17 protein-coding genes are annotated in these 22402 nt (G+C 36.8%); 15 read left to right on the top strand and 2 right to left on the bottom strand.

Going from position 1 to position 22402, the window contains the following annotated elements; genetic code table 11:
- The first annotated feature begins 11 nt into the window (after window positions 1-11).
- The 5 genes from IEX65_RS27000 to IEX65_RS26980 all read left to right on the top strand — a co-directional run bounded on the left by IEX65_RS27000 (window position 12) and on the right by IEX65_RS26980 (window position 7899).
- On the top strand, window positions 12-926 hold the full coding sequence (locus IEX65_RS27000; RefSeq protein WP_188771356.1) for an alpha/beta hydrolase: 915 nt from the start codon (window positions 12-14) through the stop codon (window positions 924-926).
- A 28-nt stretch (window positions 927-954) separates the two neighbouring features.
- Window positions 955-3348, top strand: a complete 2394-nt coding sequence (locus IEX65_RS26995; protein ID WP_188771354.1) for an alpha-L-rhamnosidase-related protein — start codon at window positions 955-957, stop codon at window positions 3346-3348.
- A 69-nt stretch (window positions 3349-3417) separates the two neighbouring features.
- A complete protein-coding gene (locus IEX65_RS26990; RefSeq protein WP_188771352.1) occupies window positions 3418-4185 on the top strand; it encodes an SDR family NAD(P)-dependent oxidoreductase in 768 nt (255 codons plus the stop codon).
- Window positions 4186-4204: 19 nt separating this feature from the next.
- A complete protein-coding gene (locus IEX65_RS26985; protein WP_188771350.1) occupies window positions 4205-4495 on the top strand; it encodes a Dabb family protein in 291 nt (96 codons plus the stop codon).
- 101 nt (window positions 4496-4596) lie between these two features.
- The gene (locus IEX65_RS26980) at window positions 4597-7899 is read left to right on the top strand and encodes a glycosyl hydrolase (RefSeq protein ID WP_188771348.1); all 3303 of its coding nucleotides are present in this window, start codon (window positions 4597-4599) and stop codon (window positions 7897-7899) included.
- 247 nt (window positions 7900-8146) lie between these two features.
- On the opposite strand, the gene IEX65_RS26975 is transcribed toward IEX65_RS26980, so the two are convergent.
- A complete protein-coding gene (locus tag IEX65_RS26975) occupies window positions 8147-10759 on the bottom strand; it encodes a TonB-dependent receptor (protein ID WP_188771346.1) in 2613 nt (870 codons plus the stop codon).
- 267 nt (window positions 10760-11026) lie between these two features.
- Between IEX65_RS26975 and drt3a the strand changes: the two genes are divergently transcribed.
- The 7 genes from drt3a (at window position 11027) to IEX65_RS26940 (ending at window position 18425) form a co-directional block, all read left to right on the top strand.
- Entirely contained in the window at window positions 11027-12520 is a 1494-nt protein-coding gene (drt3a, locus tag IEX65_RS26970; RefSeq protein WP_188771344.1) for an antiviral reverse transcriptase Drt3a, read from the top strand.
- On the top strand, window positions 12513-14648 hold the full coding sequence (drt3b, locus tag IEX65_RS26965; protein ID WP_188771342.1) for an antiviral reverse transcriptase Drt3b: 2136 nt from the start codon (window positions 12513-12515) through the stop codon (window positions 14646-14648). The genes drt3a and drt3b overlap by 8 nt, the downstream gene beginning before the upstream one ends.
- 566 nt (window positions 14649-15214) lie before the next feature.
- A complete protein-coding gene (locus IEX65_RS26960) occupies window positions 15215-16264 on the top strand; it encodes a cellulase family glycosylhydrolase (protein WP_188771341.1) in 1050 nt (349 codons plus the stop codon).
- Window positions 16265-16591: 327 nt separating this feature from the next.
- The gene (locus tag IEX65_RS26955) at window positions 16592-16915 is read left to right on the top strand and encodes a metalloregulator ArsR/SmtB family transcription factor (RefSeq protein WP_188771339.1); all 324 of its coding nucleotides are present in this window, start codon (window positions 16592-16594) and stop codon (window positions 16913-16915) included.
- 5 nt (window positions 16916-16920) lie between these two features.
- Window positions 16921-17385, top strand: coding sequence for an SRPBCC domain-containing protein (locus IEX65_RS26950; RefSeq protein ID WP_188771337.1), 465 nt, complete (start codon window positions 16921-16923; stop codon window positions 17383-17385).
- 7 nt (window positions 17386-17392) lie between these two features.
- Window positions 17393-17767: a DoxX family protein gene (locus IEX65_RS26945; protein WP_188771335.1), complete on the top strand. Its 375-nt coding sequence runs from the start codon at window positions 17393-17395 to the stop codon at window positions 17765-17767.
- 19 nt (window positions 17768-17786) lie between these two features.
- Window positions 17787-18425: a DUF1801 domain-containing protein gene (locus IEX65_RS26940; protein ID WP_188771333.1), complete on the top strand. Its 639-nt coding sequence runs from the start codon at window positions 17787-17789 to the stop codon at window positions 18423-18425.
- A gap of 6 nt (window positions 18426-18431) precedes the next feature.
- Here the strand turns inward: IEX65_RS26940 and IEX65_RS26935 are convergent, their stop codons facing one another.
- On the bottom strand, window positions 18432-19157 hold the full coding sequence (locus IEX65_RS26935; RefSeq protein WP_188771332.1) for an NUDIX hydrolase: 726 nt from the start codon (window positions 19155-19157) through the stop codon (window positions 18432-18434).
- A 209-nt stretch (window positions 19158-19366) separates the two neighbouring features.
- On the opposite strand from IEX65_RS26935, the gene IEX65_RS26930 reads away from it, so the two are divergent.
- The 3 genes from IEX65_RS26930 (at window position 19367) to IEX65_RS26920 (ending at window position 22309) form a co-directional block, all read left to right on the top strand.
- Window positions 19367-20224 (top strand): ThuA domain-containing protein, encoded by an 858-nt coding sequence (locus IEX65_RS26930; RefSeq protein WP_188771331.1) that lies wholly within the window; start codon window positions 19367-19369, stop codon window positions 20222-20224.
- Window positions 20225-20299: 75 nt separating this feature from the next.
- Window positions 20300-21058 (top strand): SDR family NAD(P)-dependent oxidoreductase, encoded by a 759-nt coding sequence (locus IEX65_RS26925; protein ID WP_188771330.1) that lies wholly within the window; start codon window positions 20300-20302, stop codon window positions 21056-21058.
- A 42-nt stretch (window positions 21059-21100) separates the two neighbouring features.
- Window positions 21101-22309, top strand: a complete 1209-nt coding sequence (locus IEX65_RS26920; protein WP_188771329.1) for an MFS transporter — start codon at window positions 21101-21103, stop codon at window positions 22307-22309.
- Window positions 22310-22402 lie beyond the last annotated feature (93 nt).

Raw genomic sequence — 22402 nt, 5'->3', positions numbered from 1 at the left:
TATGTAAATTGATGGACCCATTTCGTCTTATTTTCGCCTTGCTTTTAATTGCTACGTTAGCGTTTGCCCAACCACCTTCGCCGAGCCAAATTCATGGTCGAATGCCACAAGGTACTGTTATTCATGGGAATATTCCTTACAATAATGACACGCTGAAAAAGCATCTTTTAGATATTTACTTACCTGCCAATGCCAAAGGGAAAATTCCATCGGGCGGCGTTCCGCTGGTAGTATTTATTCACGGAGGTGGGTGGATAGGCAATGATAAATATGCCGATATGGGTTACATGACAAATACCGTCAATGCCCTGCTTGAAAGTGGTTTTGCCATAGCCTCGATTGATTATCGTTTTGCCCAAAATGCTGTTTTTCCTGCCATTTTGCAAGATTGCAACAAAGCAGTTTCGTTTTTGTATGATAATGCCGATAAATATAGTCTCGATAAAAGCCGAATTGCTTTGATGGGTTTCTCGGCAGGTGGACATTTGGCTTCGCTGATGGGTACTTCACAAAATAATAACGTAGATAATTTATATTTTCCAGCTTCTTATCGGCCATTCAAATACAAAGCCGTAGTCGATTTTTATGGTCCGACCGATTTAACGCTTTTGCCGGGAAATGAAGATGAAAAATCGCCCGAAGGAATTTTGATTGGAGCAAAACCATTGGAACGCCCCGATTTGGCAAAAGCCGCAAGTCCGATTACTTATATTGATAAAAACGACCCACCTTTTTTGATTTTTCATGGTGAAAAAGACAATATTGTATCGAACAAACAATCGAAACTATTTAGTGCGTGGCTGAAATATTATGGTGTTAAAAACGAGCTAATGATTGTAAAAGATGCTCCACATTTTGGTAAAATGTATGATGTAGATGAGATAAAAACAAAAGTGATTGAGTTTTTGAAAGTAGAATTGAAATGATTGTTTTGAATTTTTAACCCTTTATAAAATGAAAAAAATAAATATTCTTACTTCATGTCTATTTCTTCTGATTACTACTTTGACCAATGCTCAGTTTGGACCACCCACTGGCGAACCCGATGTGATAAACAAACGCTGGCATGCACAATGGATTACGGTGCCAAATGCAAGCAATGATGGTTATGGTGTGTATATGTTTCGTAAATCAATAGAGTTGGCTTCAAAACCCAATAATTATAAAATTCATGTTTCGGGGGATAATCGTTACAAACTTTTTGTGAACGAAAAACTTGTTTCGATGGGGCCAGCTCGTGGCGATATTGCTCACTGGAACTTTGAAACAGTTGATATTGCATCTTATCTAAAATCAGGAAGAAATATTATAGCGGCACAAGTTTGGAATGAAGGCGACTTTAAACCAGAAGCTCAAATTACATACCGAACGGGTTTCATCTTGCAAGGTGCAACCACAGCCGAGTCAGCTATAAATACCAATACTTCGTGGCTCTGCGAAAAAGACAATAGCTATGCCCCGCTACGATTCAATGTTCGTACTTATTATGTAGCGGGTGCTGGCGAGATTCGGAATATGGTATTGCACCCAAAATCATGGCAAAGTGAAGGTTTTGATGATAAAAATTGGCAAAAAGCAAAGCAAATTGGCTCGGGAGTTCCGAAAAACGTGTTGGGTGCTTATGGCACTATGAGCGGCTGGATGCTTGTCCCGTCGATTATTCCGCAAATGGAAATAAAAGATGAACGCCTACAAAAAGTAGCCAGTGTCGCTCAGAATTTCTCCATTCCTTCGGGTTTTCCCGAGCAAAAGAAAGATGTTGTTTTTCCTGCAAAATCTTCGATAAAAATAATATTAGACCAAAGCTATTTAACTAACGCTTACCTCAATCTTGAATTTAGTGGCGGTAAAGATGCCTCGATTACACTGAGTTATGCAGAGGCATTATACACCAAGTTTCCAGCAAAAGGTAATAGAAATGAGATACAAGACAAGACTTTTTTAGGAAGAACCGATAGTTTAGTATCTGATGGTAGCAATAATCAAAAATTTACAAGTCTTACTTATCGCACTTACCGCTATCTGCAATTGACAATTACTACGCAAAATGAGGCATTGACCTTAAATGACATTTACGGCACATTTACGGGCTATCCGTTTAAAATGAATGCCAGTTTGACTTCATCGAATAATGAAATTAGTAAAATGTTGGAGATTGGTTGGCGTACAGCTCGACTATGTGCCACCGAAACCTACATGGATTGCCCATATTATGAGCAACTCCAATACATCGGCGATGGTCGAATTCAAGCCTTAGTTTCGCTTTTCAACAGTGGCGACGACCGACTGGTAAAAAATGCTATTAATCTGATGGATTTTTCTCGTCAGCCAGAAGGCGTTACCTTGAGTCGTCATCCATCTTATACACCACAATTTATTCCTACTTTTTCGCTTTGGTATATCGGGATGTTGCAAGATTACGCACGCTACGGCAGTGATATGAATTTTGTCAAAAGTAAAATTGGTGGTGTACGGCAGATTTTGGATTTCTTCAAAAGCTATCAACAAGCCGATGGCTCGTTAAAAAATGTACCACAATGGATGTTTACTGACTGGGTCGATAATGCCAAAGATTGGCAAGCGGGCGTTGCTCCAATGAGTGCCAATGGCACATCGGCAGTTCTTGATTTGACCTTACTTTGGGCGTATCAAGTAGCGGCAGATTTGGAAACAAAATTGGGAAATCCTGCTTTTGCTACACAATATGCAACGGAAATTGCTACTTTGAAAAAGACAATTAGAACAAAATATTGGGACAATACGAAACAATTATTTGCCGACCGAGAAGAGAAAGATGTGTTTTCGCAGCACGCAAATTCGTTGGCGATTCTGACAGGAATTGCAACAGCAGATGAAGAAAAACAAATTTCCCAATCACTAATAACCAATAACCAGTTAGCTCCTGCGTCTATTTATTTTAAATACTATTTGCATCAAGCCCTAATAAAAGCAGGAAAAGGTAATGATTATTTGAAATGGCTCGACAAATGGCGAGAAAACATTCAGCAAGGACTTACAACTTGGGCCGAAATCTCAGATATTGATAAATCTCGTTCAGATTGCCATGCTTGGGGTTCGAGTCCAAATATTGAGTTTTATAGAACTTTACTTGGCATTGATAGCGATGGATTGGCTTTTTCAAAAGTAAAAATCGAGCCACATTTGGGCGAAATGAGCAATATTCAAGGCAAAATACCACATCCCAAAGGAGAAGTTTCAGTAAGTTACCAATTAGAAAACGATAAATGGAAAATTCAGATTGAATTGCCAAAAACAGTTACAGGTAAGCTTGTTTGGAAGGGTAAAACGGTTGCTTTGAAAGAAGGAGTAAATCAGTTTATTCAATAGCAGAATCAATTAAGTTTTTCAATACATTTACATGATTTTATTTGAAAGACTTAATAGCGAAAATTAACAATGCAAAACAAACTTTTTAGTAATCAAGTAGCCATCGTTACGGGGGCGGGTGTAGGTATCGGTTTTGAAGTGGCTCGTCAATTAGTTCAGCAAGGAGCAAAGGTAGTTTTAAATGATATTGATGAAAATTTAGCCCAATCGGCAAGTGAAAAAATAAGCGAACAGAGAGGTGTCTGTAAAGCATTCGGTGGAGATATTTCAACAATTGAAACCATCGAAAGAATTGTAAAATTTGCAGTAGAAACTTTTGGCAAATTGGATATTTTGATTGCAAATGCAGGTATTACCACCTTCGGTGATTTCTTGGCTTATCAACCAGAATCAATGCAAAAACTGCTGCAAGTCAACCTTTTTGGTACATTTTTCTTGACACAAGCTGCCGCCAAACAAATGGTTTTACAGGGAAATGGCGGTAGTATTTTACTGACATCATCAGTAACAGCTCATGCGGCACATCTAAACTTAGCAGCATACGGAATGACCAAAGCCGCCATCGACCAACTGGCAAAAAACTTAATAGTAGATTTAGCACCGCACAGCATCAATATCAACACAATTGTTCCAGGGGCAACGCTTACCGAACGCACACTCGAAGATGCCGAATATATCAAAACTTGGTCGAGAATAACGCCATCGGGCAGACCAGCAACCGTCGAAGACATTGCCAATGCCGCTTTGTTTTTGGTTTCGCCTTTGTCTCGTCAAATCATGGGTCAAAATCTTGTCATTGATGGCGGGTGGACTTCGGTAGGGGTTTCGCCTTACTAATAAAAAATATAATAAAACCATGATACGACATTCAGTTATTCTAAAACTAAAATCTGGCATCAATTCAGCCGATAGACAAGCATTTTTTAATGCAGTCGATAAACTCGCCCTAATTCCAGACGTTCAAAAATTTGAAGTTTTGAGACAAATTAGCCCCAAAAATAAATTTGAGTATGGTATTTCGATGGAATTTGACAATCAAGTGCATTATGACTCCTATTCAAATCATCCCGAACACGTGGCTTTTATTCAAAATTTTTGGATGAAAAACGTTGAGGACTTTTTGGAGATTGATTATTCACTACTCTGAAAAAAATATTTTTGAAAACCCTCCAAAGCCAGCATAGTACATGATGGTCAATGATTTGTACTATTATATCTTTGTTTATTTACTTTTCTACCTTTAAACCTATGAAAAAAAACTCAGTTTTAGGCATTGCTCTTGGTGCAATGTTGAGCGGCTTCTCCCACGGACAAAGTCTTCAACAAGGTTTTCAAACGCCACCTAATTCGGCCAAACCACGAGTTTGGTGGCACTGGATGAACGGCAATATCTCGAAAGAAGGTATCCAAAAAGATTTAGAATGGATGAGTCGTGTCGGAATCGGAGGCTTTCAAAACTTTGATGCTAACCTTTTCACGCCAGTAGTTGTACCAAAGAAATTGGTTTTTATGCAACCCGATTGGAAAGATGCCTTTAAGTTTACCGCCGAATTTGCCGACAAAAAAGGCCTTGAAATGGCCATTGCTGGCTCACCAGGTTGGAGTGTAACGGGTGGCCCGTGGGTAAAGCCCGAAGACGGCATGAAAAAATATGTTTGGTCGGAAGCCTTGGTAACAGGCGGCAAAAACCAAACGATTCAATTGCCCAAGCTACCCGATGTGATTGGTAAGTTTGGTGATATTGAAACCCATGCAGGCGGAGTGATGGGTGGCTATGTGGGCGAAAGGCCACATTATGCTGCCGACGCTTTCGTGATTGCTTACAAACTTCCGAGTAACGAAAAACATTTAATTGACTTAAATCCAAAAATGAGCAAAAGTGGCGGAGATTTCGATACGAAACTATTACTCGACCACGATGCCAACAAAACCCACTTTTTGCCACCGATGGAAGTGGGGCAAGATATGTGGGTACAGTATGAGTTTGATTCACCTCAAACATTTAAAGCGTTCGGTTTGGGGATGGGCGAAGCGGGCGAATTGGCAGAGTTCAACGGTGGACCGACTAATCGTAGTCTAAAAGTGAGCGATGATGGAGTAACTTTCCATACCATTGCCAAAGTTTCAAACAGTACATTGCCGTTTATCACGACAGGAATTCCTGCAACAACAGCTAAATATTGGAGAATTTGTTTTGAAACCCTACCAGCTTCAATTAGCCCGATTGCGGCCATGATGGGCATGAACGAAACCCCAAAGCCCGCTGGAACAAATATTTCAGAATTTGTACTTTTCAATACTTCTCGCATCGACCAAGCAGAAGACAAAGCGGGTTTTAGTGCTTGGAAAGAAGATGGGAAATTAAGTGGTGCTGAAAATGTGGAAGCTATTCCTACACAAGATGTGGTAGATTTAACTGGAAAAATGAGTGTTGATGGTAGCCTCGAATGGGATGTTCCTGCTGGTAACTGGATGGTTGTTCGTTTGGGTTATTCACTTACGGGTCGTCAAAATCACCCTGCTTCACCAGAGGCTACGGGTTTGGAAGTAGATAAATTGGATAGAGACGCTGTTCGTCGATATATCAACACGTATTTAGATATGTATAAAGATGCCACAGGCGGCTTGATGGGAGCGAAGGGATTGACGCACATGGTGTTGGATAGCTACGAAGCAGGCCACATGAACTGGACAAAAGATTTTCCTGCCGAATTTCAGAAACGACGTGGTTATGATATTAAAGCTTGGATTCCTGTGCTTACGGGCAGAATTATAAATAATTTGGAAGCCAGCGAGAAGTTTTTGTGGGATTTTAGAAAAACAATCGGTGAAATGATTGCTGAAAATCATTATGATGTCATTGGCGAAGAATTGCACAAAAGAGGCATGAAACGCTACACAGAGTCGCACGAAAATGGCCGTATTTATTTAGCAGATGGAATGGATGTAAAACGCAATGCTGAGATTCCGATGTCGGCCATGTGGACTCCTGGAAGTTTAGCAGGTGGTGCAGATGAAGAAGTTCGCAGTGAAGGAGATATTCGTGAGGCGGCATCGGTAGCAAATATTTACGGACAAAACATTGTAGCTGCAGAGTCAATGACTGCAATTCAAAATGCTTTTTCGTGGACGCCCGAAAAACTTAAACGTACTGCTGATTTAGAGTTTGCTTCTGGACTCAATCGCTTTGTGATTCATACTTCGGTTCATCAACCACTTGATGATAAAAAGCCAGGGTTTTCGCTCGGGCCATTTGGTCAGTATTTTACTCGTCAAGAAACTTGGGCAGAGGCAGGTGCAACCGCTTGGATGAGTTATTTAGGTAGAAGTTCGTACATGCTTCAACAAGGCAAAAACGTGGCCGATATTCTTTACTTGTATGGCGAAAACACGAATATTACGTGGGTTTGTCGTGAAAAATTACCAAATATCCCAGCAGGATTTGAGTTTGATTTTGTCAATTCATCGGCATTATTGAATGCTATCCAGCCACAAAATGGCAAATTAATTGCCAAATCGGGTAATTCATATAATGTATTGATGTTGGACGAATCAACCAAATTGATGACCCTATCGGTTTTGAAGCGAATCAAAACATTGGTAGATGCAGGAATAAAAGTGATAGGAGCAAAGCCCGAAAAATCACCAAGTTTGGCTGATAACGATGCAGAATTTAAGAAATTGGCTGATGAAATTTGGTCGAAATCAAATGTTTCTAACGCCAACGTAGAGACAGGGCATGCCCTGTCTCTACAACCCGACGTAACGATTTCAAATGCAAAAATCAAAATTTTGTTTCGTCATCGTCAAATCCAATCAACCAATAACCAATCACCAGTAACTGAAATTTATTGGCTAAACAACAGAAGCGAGAACCCAACCGATGCCGAAGTAAGTTTCAGAGTAAGTGGTAAAATACCAGAACTGTGGAATGCTCAAACTGGAAAAATCGAGAAGGTAAGTTACCAAATAAAAGATGGCAGAACGATTGTGCCGTTGAAATTTGATTCTTGGGATGCTTATTTCGTCGTTTTCAAAGAGAAAACAACGGCTAATAGTTTAGTAATTGCTCCAGAAACCGAAACAGCTTTGACTACCATTTCTACCCCTTGGACAGTGAGATTTAACGATAAAAATGTATCGTTTGATAGGCTATCGTCATGGTCCGATAATTCTGATAACGATGTAAAATACTTCTCAGGTACAGCTACTTATACTAATACTTTCAAAGTAGATGCACTTAATAAAACAGCCAAATATGTGCTTGACTTGGGCGATGTAAAGAATATTGCGGAGGTAATCATCAATGGCAAAAACGTTGGTACTGCTTGGAAAAAGCCTTTCAGGCTTGATATTTCGGAAGCTATCAAAGCAGGAGCTAACACTATTCAAGTAAAAGTAACAAATACTTGGGTAAACCGCCTAATTGGAGATGCTCAACCAGACGTAAAAGTAAAAACTACGTTTACAACCATGCCATTCTATCGTGCTAATTCACCATTATTACCTTCGGGAATGATTGGAGAAGTGAAGATTAATGTAATTAAGTAGCACAACTGCATCGGCAGCCCGATTCCTAAATTGTTTAAAATAAAAGAGGCTGTCTTAAAAGTAAAATCAACCAAAAAATATTCTGCAAATCACCTCATCCCAACCCTTCTCCTCACAGGAGAAGGGCTAAAAGTCTCCCTCTCCTGCGAGGAGAGGGAGATTTAGAGGGTGAGGTCAAATGCTATCCAAATATTCTTTTGTGAAGAAAACTTTTGAGACAGCCTCTTTTTACTTTCACACACAAATCTTACTGCATTTGCATACCGTTCTGCATACCCTCTTGTTGGCTCTTCATGTTTTGGCGTTTGAACAACGACATATCCATTTTTCCAAAACGATACGAGAAATTCAAGCGAACCATTTGTGGGTTTGTGAGTCTCGAATAGGTTTGATTGAAACCAACACCTTCGGAATATTGTACCGAGTAACGGCTTCTGAAAATATCATTTACACTCAAAGTCAATGATGCAGCATCTTTAAAGAATGTCTTTTTGATGGCTACATCGACACTATAAAATGCCTTGATATACCCCTGCGAAGCACTTTGCACTTGGCTTGGTGGGCCAAACTGTTGTCCGCCAGTGCTGATTGGTAAATTAGTTTTACTTTGATAATCGGCTGAAAGTTGAACCGTAAATTTCTTCGGCAATTTGAAATTATTATTCAATTTACCAAACATACTCCAAAGTGCTGGTGTTGAGGCAATTTCGAGGTTCTTAACGTTGATTCTCGAATTATAGAAATTGACGTTGGCTGTCAAATCCCACCATTTTTTAGGTTTGGTGATGCCCGTTAATTCAAATCCATAATTATTGCTCGAGTTGGCGTTGATAAACGTGTTTATCAAATCGGTTTTGCCACTGATTGGGTTGATTTCTTGACCCAAAAACCTCGTAATCAAGTTATCGGTATATTTATAGTAAGCCGAACCGATGAATGTATTTACACCTTTATTTTTGGTATAAGAAATCTCCGACGAATAAGTAAATTCAGGTACTAAATCGGCATTTCCTTTCGTGATATTCAAGCTATCGGTATAATCAACAAATGGAATCAATTGGAAGAAATTCGGGCGATTGATACGGCGAGTTAAGCTCATTTGAACCTGCTGATTTTTCTTCAAATCTTTGCTCAAAAATACCGATGGGAAAAGGCTAATAGGGAATTTATTATTGAAGTCTTCGTTGGTATTCAGCAATTTACCATCATATTTCGAGCTTTCTGCTCTCAAACCAACTTTATACGAAAATACTTTTTTGTAAGCACCCGCTACCGAAACATACGCTGCATAAACATCATTTCTCGACTCATAGTTGGTTGTGGCCGAACTAATATTTTTGAATTCGGTCGAACCCAAAGCCTTAATTGAGTTTTCGTTGATATTTTTAAGATTATTGATTTGAGCTCTCGCACCAATTTCGAGCGAGCCTTTGTTGCCAAACGGTCTAACGTAATCGGTCTGAATCGTCAAGAATTTATTATTTCCATCCGATAAGTTTTTCTGAATCTGAGTGCCGTAAATGCTATTAGTTGCCGAATAATAATTGGTTGTGTATAAACCCGAACCATCATTTTTTCCACCAAAATAATTGATGTCAGCCGTTAATTCTTCTCCCGATTTCGTGAAGTTATGTTTCAAACCTAACTGCATACCTTTCATTCTGAACATACGGTCGGTTGCCGAAATACGATTACTGTAAGTATTGATTGAACCTCTCAGGGTATTAATATCAATGTTTTCGCTCGGGTTGAACTTCCCTTGCCCGATAATACCCGCTGCCGAAAGCGTTGTGCGGTTCGTTACGAAATAATCTAAGCCCAATCTCGAAAACAAAAATCCGCCTTTCATGCGGCTATCCACGTCCTGCCCAATCGTTGATTTGATACCATCAACATCACTAAAACGGTCGCTTTCGCCAATCGTTTTGCTTCTCATTTGGTTGGTCATGGCCATTGCCGAAAGATTGATTTTATTCTGACGCACATTGAAATTCGCCATTACGTTACCACCACCCAAACGGTCAGCACCAGCGTTTACCATACCGTTGTAGCCAGTTTTTTTGTTTTTCTTCAAAACCAAATTCAAGATACCCGCATTACCCCCTGAAGCATCGTATTTGGCTGATGGGTTGGTAATTACCTCCACTTTTTCGATAGCATCGGCAGGGATTTGGTCGAGCGAGAGTGTCGTCGGGCGACCATCAATAAATATCTGTGGTGAAGCATTACGGAGTTTCACGTTTCCATCAATATCTACTTGTAGCGATGGTACATTTTTCATAATATCAACCGCAGTTCCTCCTGCCGTAACGATATTTTTCTCAACATTAAATACTTTTTTATCAATATCCGACTCAAATAAAGCTTTTGTTGCGGTTACGGTTACACCTTGCAAAACTTGACTATCTTCATAAAACTTGATATTTCCTAAGTCTTTGTCAACACCACCGAGTAGGTTTTTAAGCATTTTCATTTGCTCGGCAGGGTCATTTTCTGCTTTTGGGTTTGGCTTGCCATTCATCATTAATTGAAAAGCCACAGGCATTTCGAGAGTTTTATAACCCACCGCCGAAACCTTGAGTTTATGCTTGCCAAAAATTGGTAATTCATCAAAACTAAATTCGCCATTGGCTTTTGTAACCGTGCCTTTTAGCAAAACTTCTTTGTTTTGCTTGGTGGCAGGGTCGGGTTTGTTGGTCAATAACACTACCGAGACAAACTCAATGGGTTTGCCCAGACTATCTACAATTTTGCCATAAACATGGCCAATATTGGCTTGTGCGGCACTCATTCCTGGCATTTGAGCAAAAGTGCCAAAAGAAAAAGCCGTGAGGAGTATAAGAAGAAGGTATTTTTTCATCATTTCTGATAGTTAAAAAAGTTTATTGTCTTAATTTTAGACAATATTAATGAATGTAACTTTTCTAAGAATATGAAACTTGATAAATGGGTGAAAAATTTGGGTGGGTGGTAAAATAGGGAGGAGTGAGATATAGGGTAATACCGAAAAATAAATAAAACGTATATTAATTATAGTATCGTGATTTTGATGGTTTTGGATTTAGTATATTTGAAGTAAGAGAAAGAATGAGGGTATATTTTTATAAATTCGTAAATGTAGTTAGAAATGTTAGACCAATCATTTTCAAGTTCTAATCTCATTATATTGTTTTTGAGAGAAAATCGGAAAGGGAATTTTAACAAATCTTATTTTACACCTGAGTACACAGCCAAGCATCAAGAGTTTAAATCGCTGGTACGTGAGAAGATTCTATTAAAAAAGGAGAAGGCAAAACTATCTAAAGAAGAATTGGATGATTTTGCGAAAAGGCTTGAAATTATAAATAACGAGAAAGAAGAGATAAGAATATCCATCTTTGAAGACCTTTCAAAGGCAATAAATTTAAATACGTTTAAATTCAATATAGAATATAATAATAAGAAAGAAGTTTACACAGTAGAAAATGATGCTGCATCATATTATGCAATTAAACAGCTTCAAACGAATATTAGTAAAACTTTTAAAGTAATACAAGCAGATAGAAATAGAATTATAAAACAGCTATTTAATATATTATCTGACGGATTTCCAAAAGTTGTAATTAAAACTGATATAAAATCTTTTTATGAGTCAATTCCGCAAGATAAGCTTTTTGATAAAATTGAAGATAATACCTTACTTTCTCCATTTTCAAAGAAACTTCTAAGAAAATTGTTTTATGAGTTTGAAGACAAAAAGGATAAAACTATTATTGAACCTCAAAAAGGGATTCCAAGAGGAATAGGACTTAGTGCATATTTATCAGAATTGTATATGAGAGATATTGATAATAGCATTAAATCTTTACAAGATGTAATTTATTATGCTCGATATGTTGATGATATTATAATTATTTTTTCTCCCAAAACGACGAGTACAAAAGGTAAATATCTGGAAGAAATTAAGAAAATAATTTGTAATAATAATAGCCTATCATTGAAAGACGGAACGGATGGAAAAGAAAATAAAACGTTTGAAATAGACCTTATGAGTAGAGTATCCTATAATGAGTCATTTAATTTTTTAGGATATTTATTTCAAATAAAAAGAGCTGAAACTATGGTTTTAGGTAAAAAGAAAGTTGACTTTCAAGTTTTGTTAGAAATATCAGATAATAAGATAGAACGATATAAAAAGAGATTAAAACTTTTAGTTGATGCATATAATCAAGATTCCATTTATAATGAAAAAGAGGCAAGAAATATGCTATACGCAAGGTTAAAGTTTCTTACTGGAAATTTTCATTTAAATAATAATAAAAGAAATGTTAAATCAGGCATTTATTATTCAAATGAGATGCTCAAATTAAATACAATAACATACGAAAGTCTTAAACGTCTTGACAAAGAACGTATGAAAGCTGTAAAATCCTTACAACCACCACCGAAAATTGGAATTAAAAAAACGAATATTATTCTACACATACTCAACAATTTTAGCTTCCAAAAGGGTTTTAATCAAAAAGAAAAATACTTCTACTCATTTACATTTGGAGACAGAGAAAATAAATTTTATTCCAAAAAATTCAAAAGGTCTACAAACAAATTTGAGGTAATTAAATCAATATGGAAAGATGAGTAAAAAGAAAAAGTATATTAAATATCCAAAAGAAAGAGCGATACTTTCTGATGTTCTTCCTTATGAAATACCAATTACTTTTTCTAATAGGTATTTTTATAGGTTTCTATTAGATAATAAAATAGAAGTGATTGACAACAATATTCGACATAAATCAAAATATATTGGAGATGAAAAGGATGCTTTTGAAATTCTAATTAAGATTTTATTTTCAGCTGACATTTCGAATCCAAATTTTAGAAAAATTCCATTTACTTACCGAATATCTCATAAAAAGAATGATTTTCGAGAGCTTGCTTTAGTTCATCCTATCAATCAGTTGAAATTAATTAGTTTCTATGACCAGTTTAAAGAGTTAATAATTTACTCTTGTTCAGTAAGTAATTATAGCATAAGAAGACCTGATAATGTAGCAAAGTTTTCTTTTTTCAACGATAAACTTCACCAATCAAACAAAGGAGAGGTTACCGATTTTTTGGAATTAAGTGGTAAAGAATATGAAAACCTTAAAACGTTTTTTTCATATAGTAAATACACAAACATTTACAGATTCTATGAAGACTATCGTTATCAAAGAGCTGAAAAAAAGTATAATTATCTATTCAAATTCGATATTTCAAACTGTTTTTATAGTATTTATACCCATTCAATTGTTTGGGCCGTTTTGGGTTTGGATGCTGTTAAAGAGAATGTAAATGAGTCTAAAAAGTCTTTTGGAGGTATTTTTGATAATTTTATTCAATACACAAACTATGGGGAAACAAATGGAATTTTAATTGGTCCCGAGTTTTCAAGAATTTTTGCAGAAATTATTTTACAAAGAATTGATAAAACAGTTGAAGATAAACTGAAAGTAAGGGGTTATTTTCTGAAGACACAGTATGAATTGTATAGGTATGTTGATGACTATTTTTTGTTTTGTGATAGTGAATCTCTAAAAGATGAAATTTTAGTCATATTAAAACATGAGCTAAAACTATATAAATTAGCAATAAATGATTCTAAATCGTTGGATTATAGTAAGCCAATAATAACTGAAATAACAATTGCAAAAAATAAAATCATAGAATTATTTTCTGACGAACCCAAGTTTATAATAAGTAAAATAGATTCTACAAATATCAATAATAAGCGAGATGAGAACAAGGATATTTCTTTGATAGAACACAATTTTAATTTCTATTTTGACCCTAATAATCTTGCTACTAAATATAAGATAATAATAAAAGAATCAAAAGTTGACTACAAAGATGTACTGAATTACAGTTTAGCTGTATTGAATAATATAATTGAAAGAAATCTTATTAACTTTGAAAATGTTATCAAAGAATATTGGGTAAAGAAAACTAATGAAGAACTGTCTAAGTCTGATTTAATAAAGATAAACAAAGTAGAAGATTCTTTTGCGACACACATTGAAGGTTTTATTGATTTTATTTTCTTTATATACTCTGTTTCACCGAGGGTTAACTCAACCATTAAGGTATGTCATATTCTTTCTAAAATCATTAAATTTTACAAGGAAAAAATAAATACTCAGAATAGGCGTGAACGTGTATTCAAAAGAATATTAGATGAATCTACTTTTATTCTAAACAAGAATACTTTGAATGAGTATGCTCAAATCGAATCACTTTATTTACTAACTGTTTTACGAGATTTAGGCAAAGAATACAGATTGCCAGAACAACTACTTTCTAAATTCATTAATACATATCAAGAAAATGATATTTTAACTATTAAGAAAGGAACATTAAATTATTTTTCTATCGTTGTAACATTTTATTATATTGGGTATTCCCAAAAATACCCTCAGCTTAAAAATGCTTTAATTGACTATACATTTGATTATATTAGTTCTTATCCTACTGAAAAAAGGGGTAAATCATCTGAAATTGCTCATCTGATGTTGGATTTATTTGCTTGCCCATTTGTAGATGCTGAATTTAAAAAGAAAATTTTACTTTTGTACAGGAGTAGTTCAACCGAATCTGATATTCAAAATACAATAATAGATGCTGAAAAAATTAACACATTTCACAAAGAACATAAATATTGGTTTACAAAATGGGAAAGATTTAATTTAGCCAAAGAATTAGAAAATAAAAAGAGTCAAGAGGTTTACTCTTAATGATAATGCCAATGCTAATCCCCAGGTCATATTGACTATTTATACGAAATATGATTATTTATACACACTTGCAGCGGCAATACTCGGTAATAGAGGACAAAAACAAAAAGGTAGCGGGGGATATGCTACCTTTTTTATTGCTCTTAGTTGAAGCTATGACCCTACATGTAGGACAATATTACTTTTGGTAGTACATTCAACGGTTTTAAAACAGTACAGATTTTGACCGAGTATGAGTTATCAGAATAAGTGTAAAACAGTTGAGAAATTTACGACAATATTAATGGCAATGAAATGGATGAAGTAGGGGGCAATGGCAAAAACTAAAAAAAATAAGTAGAACTAAGATAAATATGGAAAGTGTGCAAACATTTGCACACCGACTCTGCCACATAAAACCAAACGAGCAAAGCTTTGCACATTCGTTAAAAATAGAACTTAGCCAATAATAAATATGAGTTTTACTGAAAAGTAAACTACTTTTGTAATAAGCATCTTTTAAGGCAGATAAGAGACAAATGTGCCTAAAAATAGTTTACTGTTTCAATTATTCAATCAAACCTACAATGAAATTTCAAAAAATCCTCTTAATGATAGTGCTTTCGTTAAGCATTTCAACGCTTAAAGCTCAAAAATGGTCAGCTCAGAAAGCCAACGAATGGTATGCCAAACAAGGCACGTTGACTGGGGCAAATTTTATTCCGAGTACTGCCATCAATCAACTGGAAATGTTCCAAGCCGATACCTTCGACCCTACAACTATTGACCGAGAATTAGGTTGGGCAGAATCTTTAGGAATGAATGTGATGCGAGTTTATTTGCATGATTTACTTTACGAACAAGATAAAGATGGTTTTTTGAAAAGAATGGATGAATTATTGAAAATTGCAGATAAGCATCACATAAAAATACTTTTTGTTTTCTTTGATTCATGCTGGAACGATGACCCAAAACTTGGCAAACAACCAGAGCCAAAAACGGGCGTTCATAATTCGGGTTGGGTGAGAAGTCCGGGTACAAAAGTGCTTTTTGATTCTCGTAAATGGGGGCGTTTGGAAGAATACGTAAAAGGCACACTCAAGCATTTTGCGAACGATAATCGAGTTTTGGCTTGGGATTTATTCAATGAGCCATCGAATAGCGGTTATGTTGATGCTTGTTTGCCATTATTGAAAAAGACATTTGAATGGGCATTAGAAGTGCGTCCGTCTCAACCCGTAACAGCAGCGATTTGGAATAATCACGAACTTAGCAACCAAGTAATGCTCGAAAATTCTGATATTATTACATTTCATAATTATAAAGATGCTCAAAATCTTGAAAATGAAATAAAAGGTCTTCAAAAATACGGTCGTCCTTTGATTTGCTCAGAATATATGGCTCGTCGTGACAATAGTTTTTTCCAAACTTGCTTACCTGTTTTCAAAAAATACAATGTTGGGGCTATCAACTGGGGACTTGTAGCAGGAAAAACCAATACAATTTACGCTTGGTCGAACCCAATGCCAGATGGCGGCGAACCTCCGTTGTGGTTTCACGATATTTTCAGAAAAGACGGCAGTATCTACAAAGCCGAAGAAGTAGAAGCAATCAAGAAACATACACAGAAGAAATAATAAATTTGAATAGAATAGAGTAAAAAGAGAGCGTAATGAAACGCTCTCTTTTTGCTTTATTACAAGGTTTGTTTAGTTTTTATCAATTAATAATGAAAGAAACCTACATTTTGAAAAAGTGAAAGAATTACTCTTTCGCTAAACTAAATTTATTCAGTTTTAATCAAAAAATACACTCCTTTGTTCAATTAGCCGCTGAATTTATTCAGTGAAATTAGTCAAGCAGGTATCAAAATCGCTCTCCAGAATTATTTTTCATCAAAAAAGTCAAAAATAATTTGCGTAGTCAAATAGCTACACATATATTTGTAGTCAAATAGCTACATAATGAATTTACGAAGAGACGTTTTTCAAGCAATAGCCGACCCTACCCGTAGGGCGATACTACTTTTGGTTGCTTCGCAATCAATGACAGCGGGAGCGATTGCTGCCAATTTCGATACCGCACGACCAACGGTTTCAAAGCATTTACAGATTCTGACTGAGTGCGAATTGCTCAAACAAGAGCAGAATGGTCGAGAAATTTACTATCACGTCAATGCCAATAAAATGGAAGAAGTAGCAGACTTTGTTGAGCAATTCCGCAAAATGTGGGATGATAGATTCAATAAATTGGAGGCCATCATGCAGGCATACAAAACCAAAGAATAGCTTTTATGGAACAGAAAACAAAAATCAAAGTCGAAGATGGTAAACAAGATTTGGTGATTACGAGGGAGTTTGATTTGCCTTTGGAGTTACTTTTTAAGGCATACACCGAACCCGAGCTTGTAGAACAATGGATGGGAACAAAAGTCATAAAACTTGAAAACAGAAATCACGGTAGTTTTCAGATTGAAACTTCGCACAAGGGCAATGTGATGTTTAAGGCCAATGGCACTATTCATGAATTTTTGCCGAATCAGCGAATCATCCGAACGTTTGAAATGGAGAATATACCAGTAGGTGTTCAGTTGGAGTTTTTGGAGTTCGAACAACTCAATCCCGATACCAGCAAACTCACGATGCAGATAATTTATAGGTCAGAAAAACACCGAGCCGAGCAATTGAAATTGCCTTTTGCTTACGGCCTAAATATGGCTCACGATAGATTACAAGCAATTTTAAGCGAATTAATTTAATACAATTATGGGAAAGAGAAACAAAATTATTTATTGGGTGGCCACTGTTTGGCTTTCGCTCGGTATGGTTTCGACAGGAATCGTACAGCTAATAAAAATGAAAGAAGAAGCCGATATGATGGCACATTTAGGTTATCCGCTTTACTTTCTGACTTTACTCGGTGTTTGGAAAATACTGGGAGTTGTGGCCGTACTTTTACCTAAATTTCCACTATTGAAAGAGTGGGCGTATGCTGGTTTTTTCTTTTCGATGTCTGGGGCAGTTTACTCGCACATCGCCAGTGGAGATGCTGCCAAGGAGCTTTTCGGACCAGTTTTATTGTTAATTTTAACGGCCGTTTCTTGGTATTTTAGACCAGCAGATAGAAAACTTAGTTTTTAAACACCAATCAATCAAGTACATGAATCCAAAAGTTGATGAATTTTTAGAAAAAAGTGCCAAATGGCAGGAAGAACTGAAACGGCTGAGAAATATTGTTCTCGCTTGTGGCCTGACCGAAGAACTAAAGTGGGGGCAACCTTGCTATACCTTCAATAACACTAATGTTATCCTTCTCGGAGGATTCAAAGATTATTGTTTCATTAGTTTTCTTAAAGGAGTGTTATTGCATGATTCAGAAAACATTTTACAAAAACCAGGCGAAAATACTCAATCGGGGCGTATTATCTCATTTACCGAGATTCAGAAAATAAACGATTTAACCCCAACTTTGAAAGCCTATATTTATGAAGCTATCGAGGTTGAAAAAGCAGGTTTAAAAGTAGTATCTGTTAGCAAAGCCGAATTAGTTTTTCCTGATGAACTGCTTCAAAAGTTTAAATCTGACTCTGCTTTTAAAGTAGCCTTTGAAGCATTAACTCCTGGTCGTCAGAGGGCTTATAATATTTATTTTACTGGAGCGAAATCTTCAAAGGCTCGTGCTTCAAGAATTGAAAGCTATACCGAACGAATAATGAATGGCAAAGGCTTTAATGATTGCATTTGTGGCTTATCGAAAAGGCTACCTAACTGCGATGGTTCGCACAAATACATTACATAAGAAACTTCAGTTCCGAAACTTGTACAAATACGGAGCCTTATTGGCCGCACCCGTAAATTTCTTCTCAAGGCGTTCGAGTACGTTCATATCCAAGATTTTCTTTTGGAAGTTATTTCTTGCAAAAGGTTTATCGTAAACGGCCTCGTAGAGTTCTTGTACTTCTTTCATCGTGAAAGTTTCGGGGAGAAGGTTGAATCCAATCAATTTTTGGTCGAGATATTGGCGAAGTGTTTCGAGTGCATAACTGACCATTTCATTGTGGTCCATTATCATCTTTGGTAAATCTTTTACGTTATACCAATCAACCGATTCATCAAACAGCCCCGTTTTCGTATTTACCTTATTTATATCAACCAAAGCATAATAACCAATCGAAATAAATCTTCTTGAAAGCCACTTTACGTCAGTATCATTGAGCATACAGTTTTCAATAACTTGATTTTTAAGCTTGTTTAAATTTTCAGAAATTTCCAAATTGATACGAGTGGGTTCCCCAAAAACCCTATATTGTTCGAGATAAATATCCTTTAATCCCGTGCGTTCTTCCAAAATCCTTTTGGCGGCTTCGTCGATGCTTTCTTCTTGTTTGATAAATCCCCCAGGGAGTGTCCAAAGTGGTATTTCGATATTAACTTTTGGCACCAAGACCTTTAATTCTCTCTCTCTATATCCAAAAATTACACAATCTATCGAAAGCTGATGTATATAATTGTCTTCGTCAAATAGTTTCATGTTGATGTGCTTAGTTTTTACAAAATTCGGAATGATAAATTGGTATTACAATAAATTCTTTATCCTCGAAATATGCCGTTTGTAAAATATTAATATTCAAAGATACAATATTAAAAAATAATATTGTCTTTTTTTTAGACAATATTGAAAATCTTTTTACATTTGTTCCAGAAATCATTTTGGTATCCTCTAACCAACCTTATAATGTTATGAAGAAAGTAGTTAAAATCTTACTTTGGTCGATTCTAACAATCATTGTGCTACTTGGTGGAGCAATGAGTATATTTGTCTATAAAGTAAAAAATGGTTTCCCAGTCTCTTACGAAACCGAATCTCCCAAAATCAACTTTCCTGCCAATCAGCCAGCAGTATTATTATTCTCAAAATCAACAGGATTTCGTCATAGTGGCTCGATTGATGCCTCAAAACCAATCGTTGCCGATTTGGCTAAGAAAAACGGCTGGTTTCTTTACGAAACAGAAGAAGGTGGCGTATTTAATGCCGAACAACTGGCAAAGTTCAAGGTCGTTATTTTTAATAATTCGACGGGTAGAGTTTTGAATGATGAGCAACAAAAAGCATTGGAGCAATATGTAGAAAATGGTGGTAGCCTGATGGGTATTCATGGTGCAGGCGACAATTCTCATCATTGGGATTGGTACGTACAAAACTTGCTCGGAGCTGAGTTTTCACACCATCCAATCAAACCACAGTTTCAAAAAACAGATGTTTTGGTTGATGCAAAAGCGGATAGTTCGATAACTGCTCAGATTCCACAGCCTTGGAGCCATACCGATGAATGGTATGTGTTTTTTGAAAATCCACGCAAAAAGGGCTTCAATATTTTATACACAATTAATGGCGAAACTATCATTCCGAATGGAAATATACCTCTTTTGGCAAGTGATAAAAATTTCGGAATGGGCAAAGACCACCCTGTGGCTTGGTGTAAGCAAATCGGAAAAGGTAAAACATTCTATACTTCAATGGGCCATGATGAATCGGTTTGGAATGACCAAAATTTTGTAAAATTGATTGAAAATGGTATCAATTGGACGATGAAATAATTATCGTTGTTGTGGTTGTCGTAGAGACAGGGCATGCCCTGTCTCCACAATCGAAAAATAATAAACATACAAAACATGAAAAAAACAGCCGTAATAACAGGTGCCGCCCGAGGAATTGGTTTAGAAATAGCCAAAAGGTTTAATAGGGAAGGGTACCATGCCGTGATTCTCGACATTGATGCGGCTGAATTAGCCAGATGTGAAGAAAATTTAAAAGGTCAAGAAGGTTTTTCATTTTTCAACTGCGATGTGTCTAATCATCAGTCAGTTAGCGAGACATTTGCTCAAATTACGGCTCAATTTTCGGCGGTTCATGCCCTTGTCAATAATGCAGGAATTGCCATTTTTAAACCCGCCCAAGAAGTTAGTTTTGAAGATTGGAGTGCCGTAATGGGCGTAAATTTAAACGGTACGTTTCTGTGTAGTCAGGCTTGTTTAGCGGCATTGGTGGCAGGAAAAGGGAGTATTGTAAACATCGCCAGTATTTCTGGCGTTCGTGCCAGTACATTACGGATTGCTTATGGCACAAGTAAGGCGGCCATCATGCACCTCACTAAACAACAATCGGTTGAATACGGCAACATGGGTGTTCGTGCCAATGCGGTTGCCCCAGGCCCAGTAGAAACAGAAATGGCCAAATTAGTACACAGTGCTGATATTCGTACTTCGTATGCAGATGCGATTCCGTTGGCTCGCTACGGCACAACCGAAGAAATCTCGAATGCTGTTTATTTCTTGTGTAGCGAGCAAGCAAGCTACATTAACGGTCAAATTTTGTGTGCCGATGGTGGTTTCGATGCGGCTGGAGTTGGTTTACCGAGTTTACGAGTATAAATATTCACAGATTCTATCATTCACTCAATCACTCATTTAGACGTGAAACGACACATTTGGTTAGCTATTATCGCCTCTGCATTGGGCTTTTTTGTTGATTTATACGACATTATGATTTTGAGCGTCGTGCGAAAACCCAGCCTTTTGGCTATGGGTGTAGCCGAAGCTGATTTGCTCTCAAAAGGAGTTTGGCTTATCAATATTCAGATGGCAGGTATGCTTATCGGAGGCTTTATTTGGGGAATTATTGGCGATAAAATGGGTCGATTATCGGTTCTTTTTGGCTCAATCATTTTGTATTCTACTGCCACTTTTGCCAATGCTTATGCTCCCAATTTTGAAATCTACTTGCTATTAAGATTTTTGGCAGGAATTGGTTTAGCGGGCGAATTAGGAGCTGCCATCACGCTCGTAACTGAACAAATGCCTCAAAAATTCAGAGGAATTGGCCCTGCTATTATTGGTGGTTGTGGAATGTTGGGAGCTATTTTCGGGGCATACATCGGAGGTAAATATTCGTGGCAATTTACTTATCAATTAGGTGGAGGTTTAGGTTTTGTGTTGTTGATTCTTCGTTTGGGCGTGCTGGAATCTGGACTTTTCAACGAAATGAAAGGAAAAACCAGTAATAGAGGAGATTTGCGTCTGCTTTTCAAAAACAAAGATTATATCAAAAAATACATCAGCATTTGTGTGTTGGGCTTTCCTGTTTGGTATGTCAACGGAGTAGTGATGACGTTCACGCCCGAAATTGCCAAAGCTTGGGGAATGACGCAAGCACCGACGGTTTCAGAGGTTGTCATTTATTACTTTTTGGGACTAACCTTCGGAGATTTAACGGGTGGCTTCGTGAGTCAATATTTCCAAAGTCGTAAAAAAGCCATTCGCCTATATTTATCACTTTATGCCTTAGCTGCTATTGTGTTCTTTGTTGTTGGTAATCAATCTGCTTTGATTTATAAAGGTTTGATTTTGTTCTTGGGCTTCTGTGTAGGCTATTCGATTGTGTTGCTTACGCTCGCTGCCGAGCAATACGGAACAAATATCAGAGCTACCGTTACGACTTCTTCATTGAATATCCTTCGTGCAACGGTCATTCCGCAAACACTACTTTTTGAGTTTCTGAACCCGTACATCGGTACAGTAAATTCGGCAATGGTTGTAGGCGTAGTAGCTATTTTACTAGCATTTTGGGGGCTTAACAATTTGGAAGAAACTTTTCATAAAGATTTGAATTATACGGAATCATAAATAATCTCCAACACGTAGAGACGTTGCATGTGCCGAGCGAAGTAGGGTTATACCTGTAAAAAGCGAAACTTGATTGTGCCTGTTGGTACAATA

The organism is Emticicia aquatilis (assembly GCF_014644295.1).
In the GTDB taxonomy this organism is placed as follows: domain Bacteria; phylum Bacteroidota; class Bacteroidia; order Cytophagales; family Spirosomataceae; genus Emticicia; species Emticicia aquatilis.
This window is presented reverse-complemented; position numbering and strand designations above follow the sequence as displayed.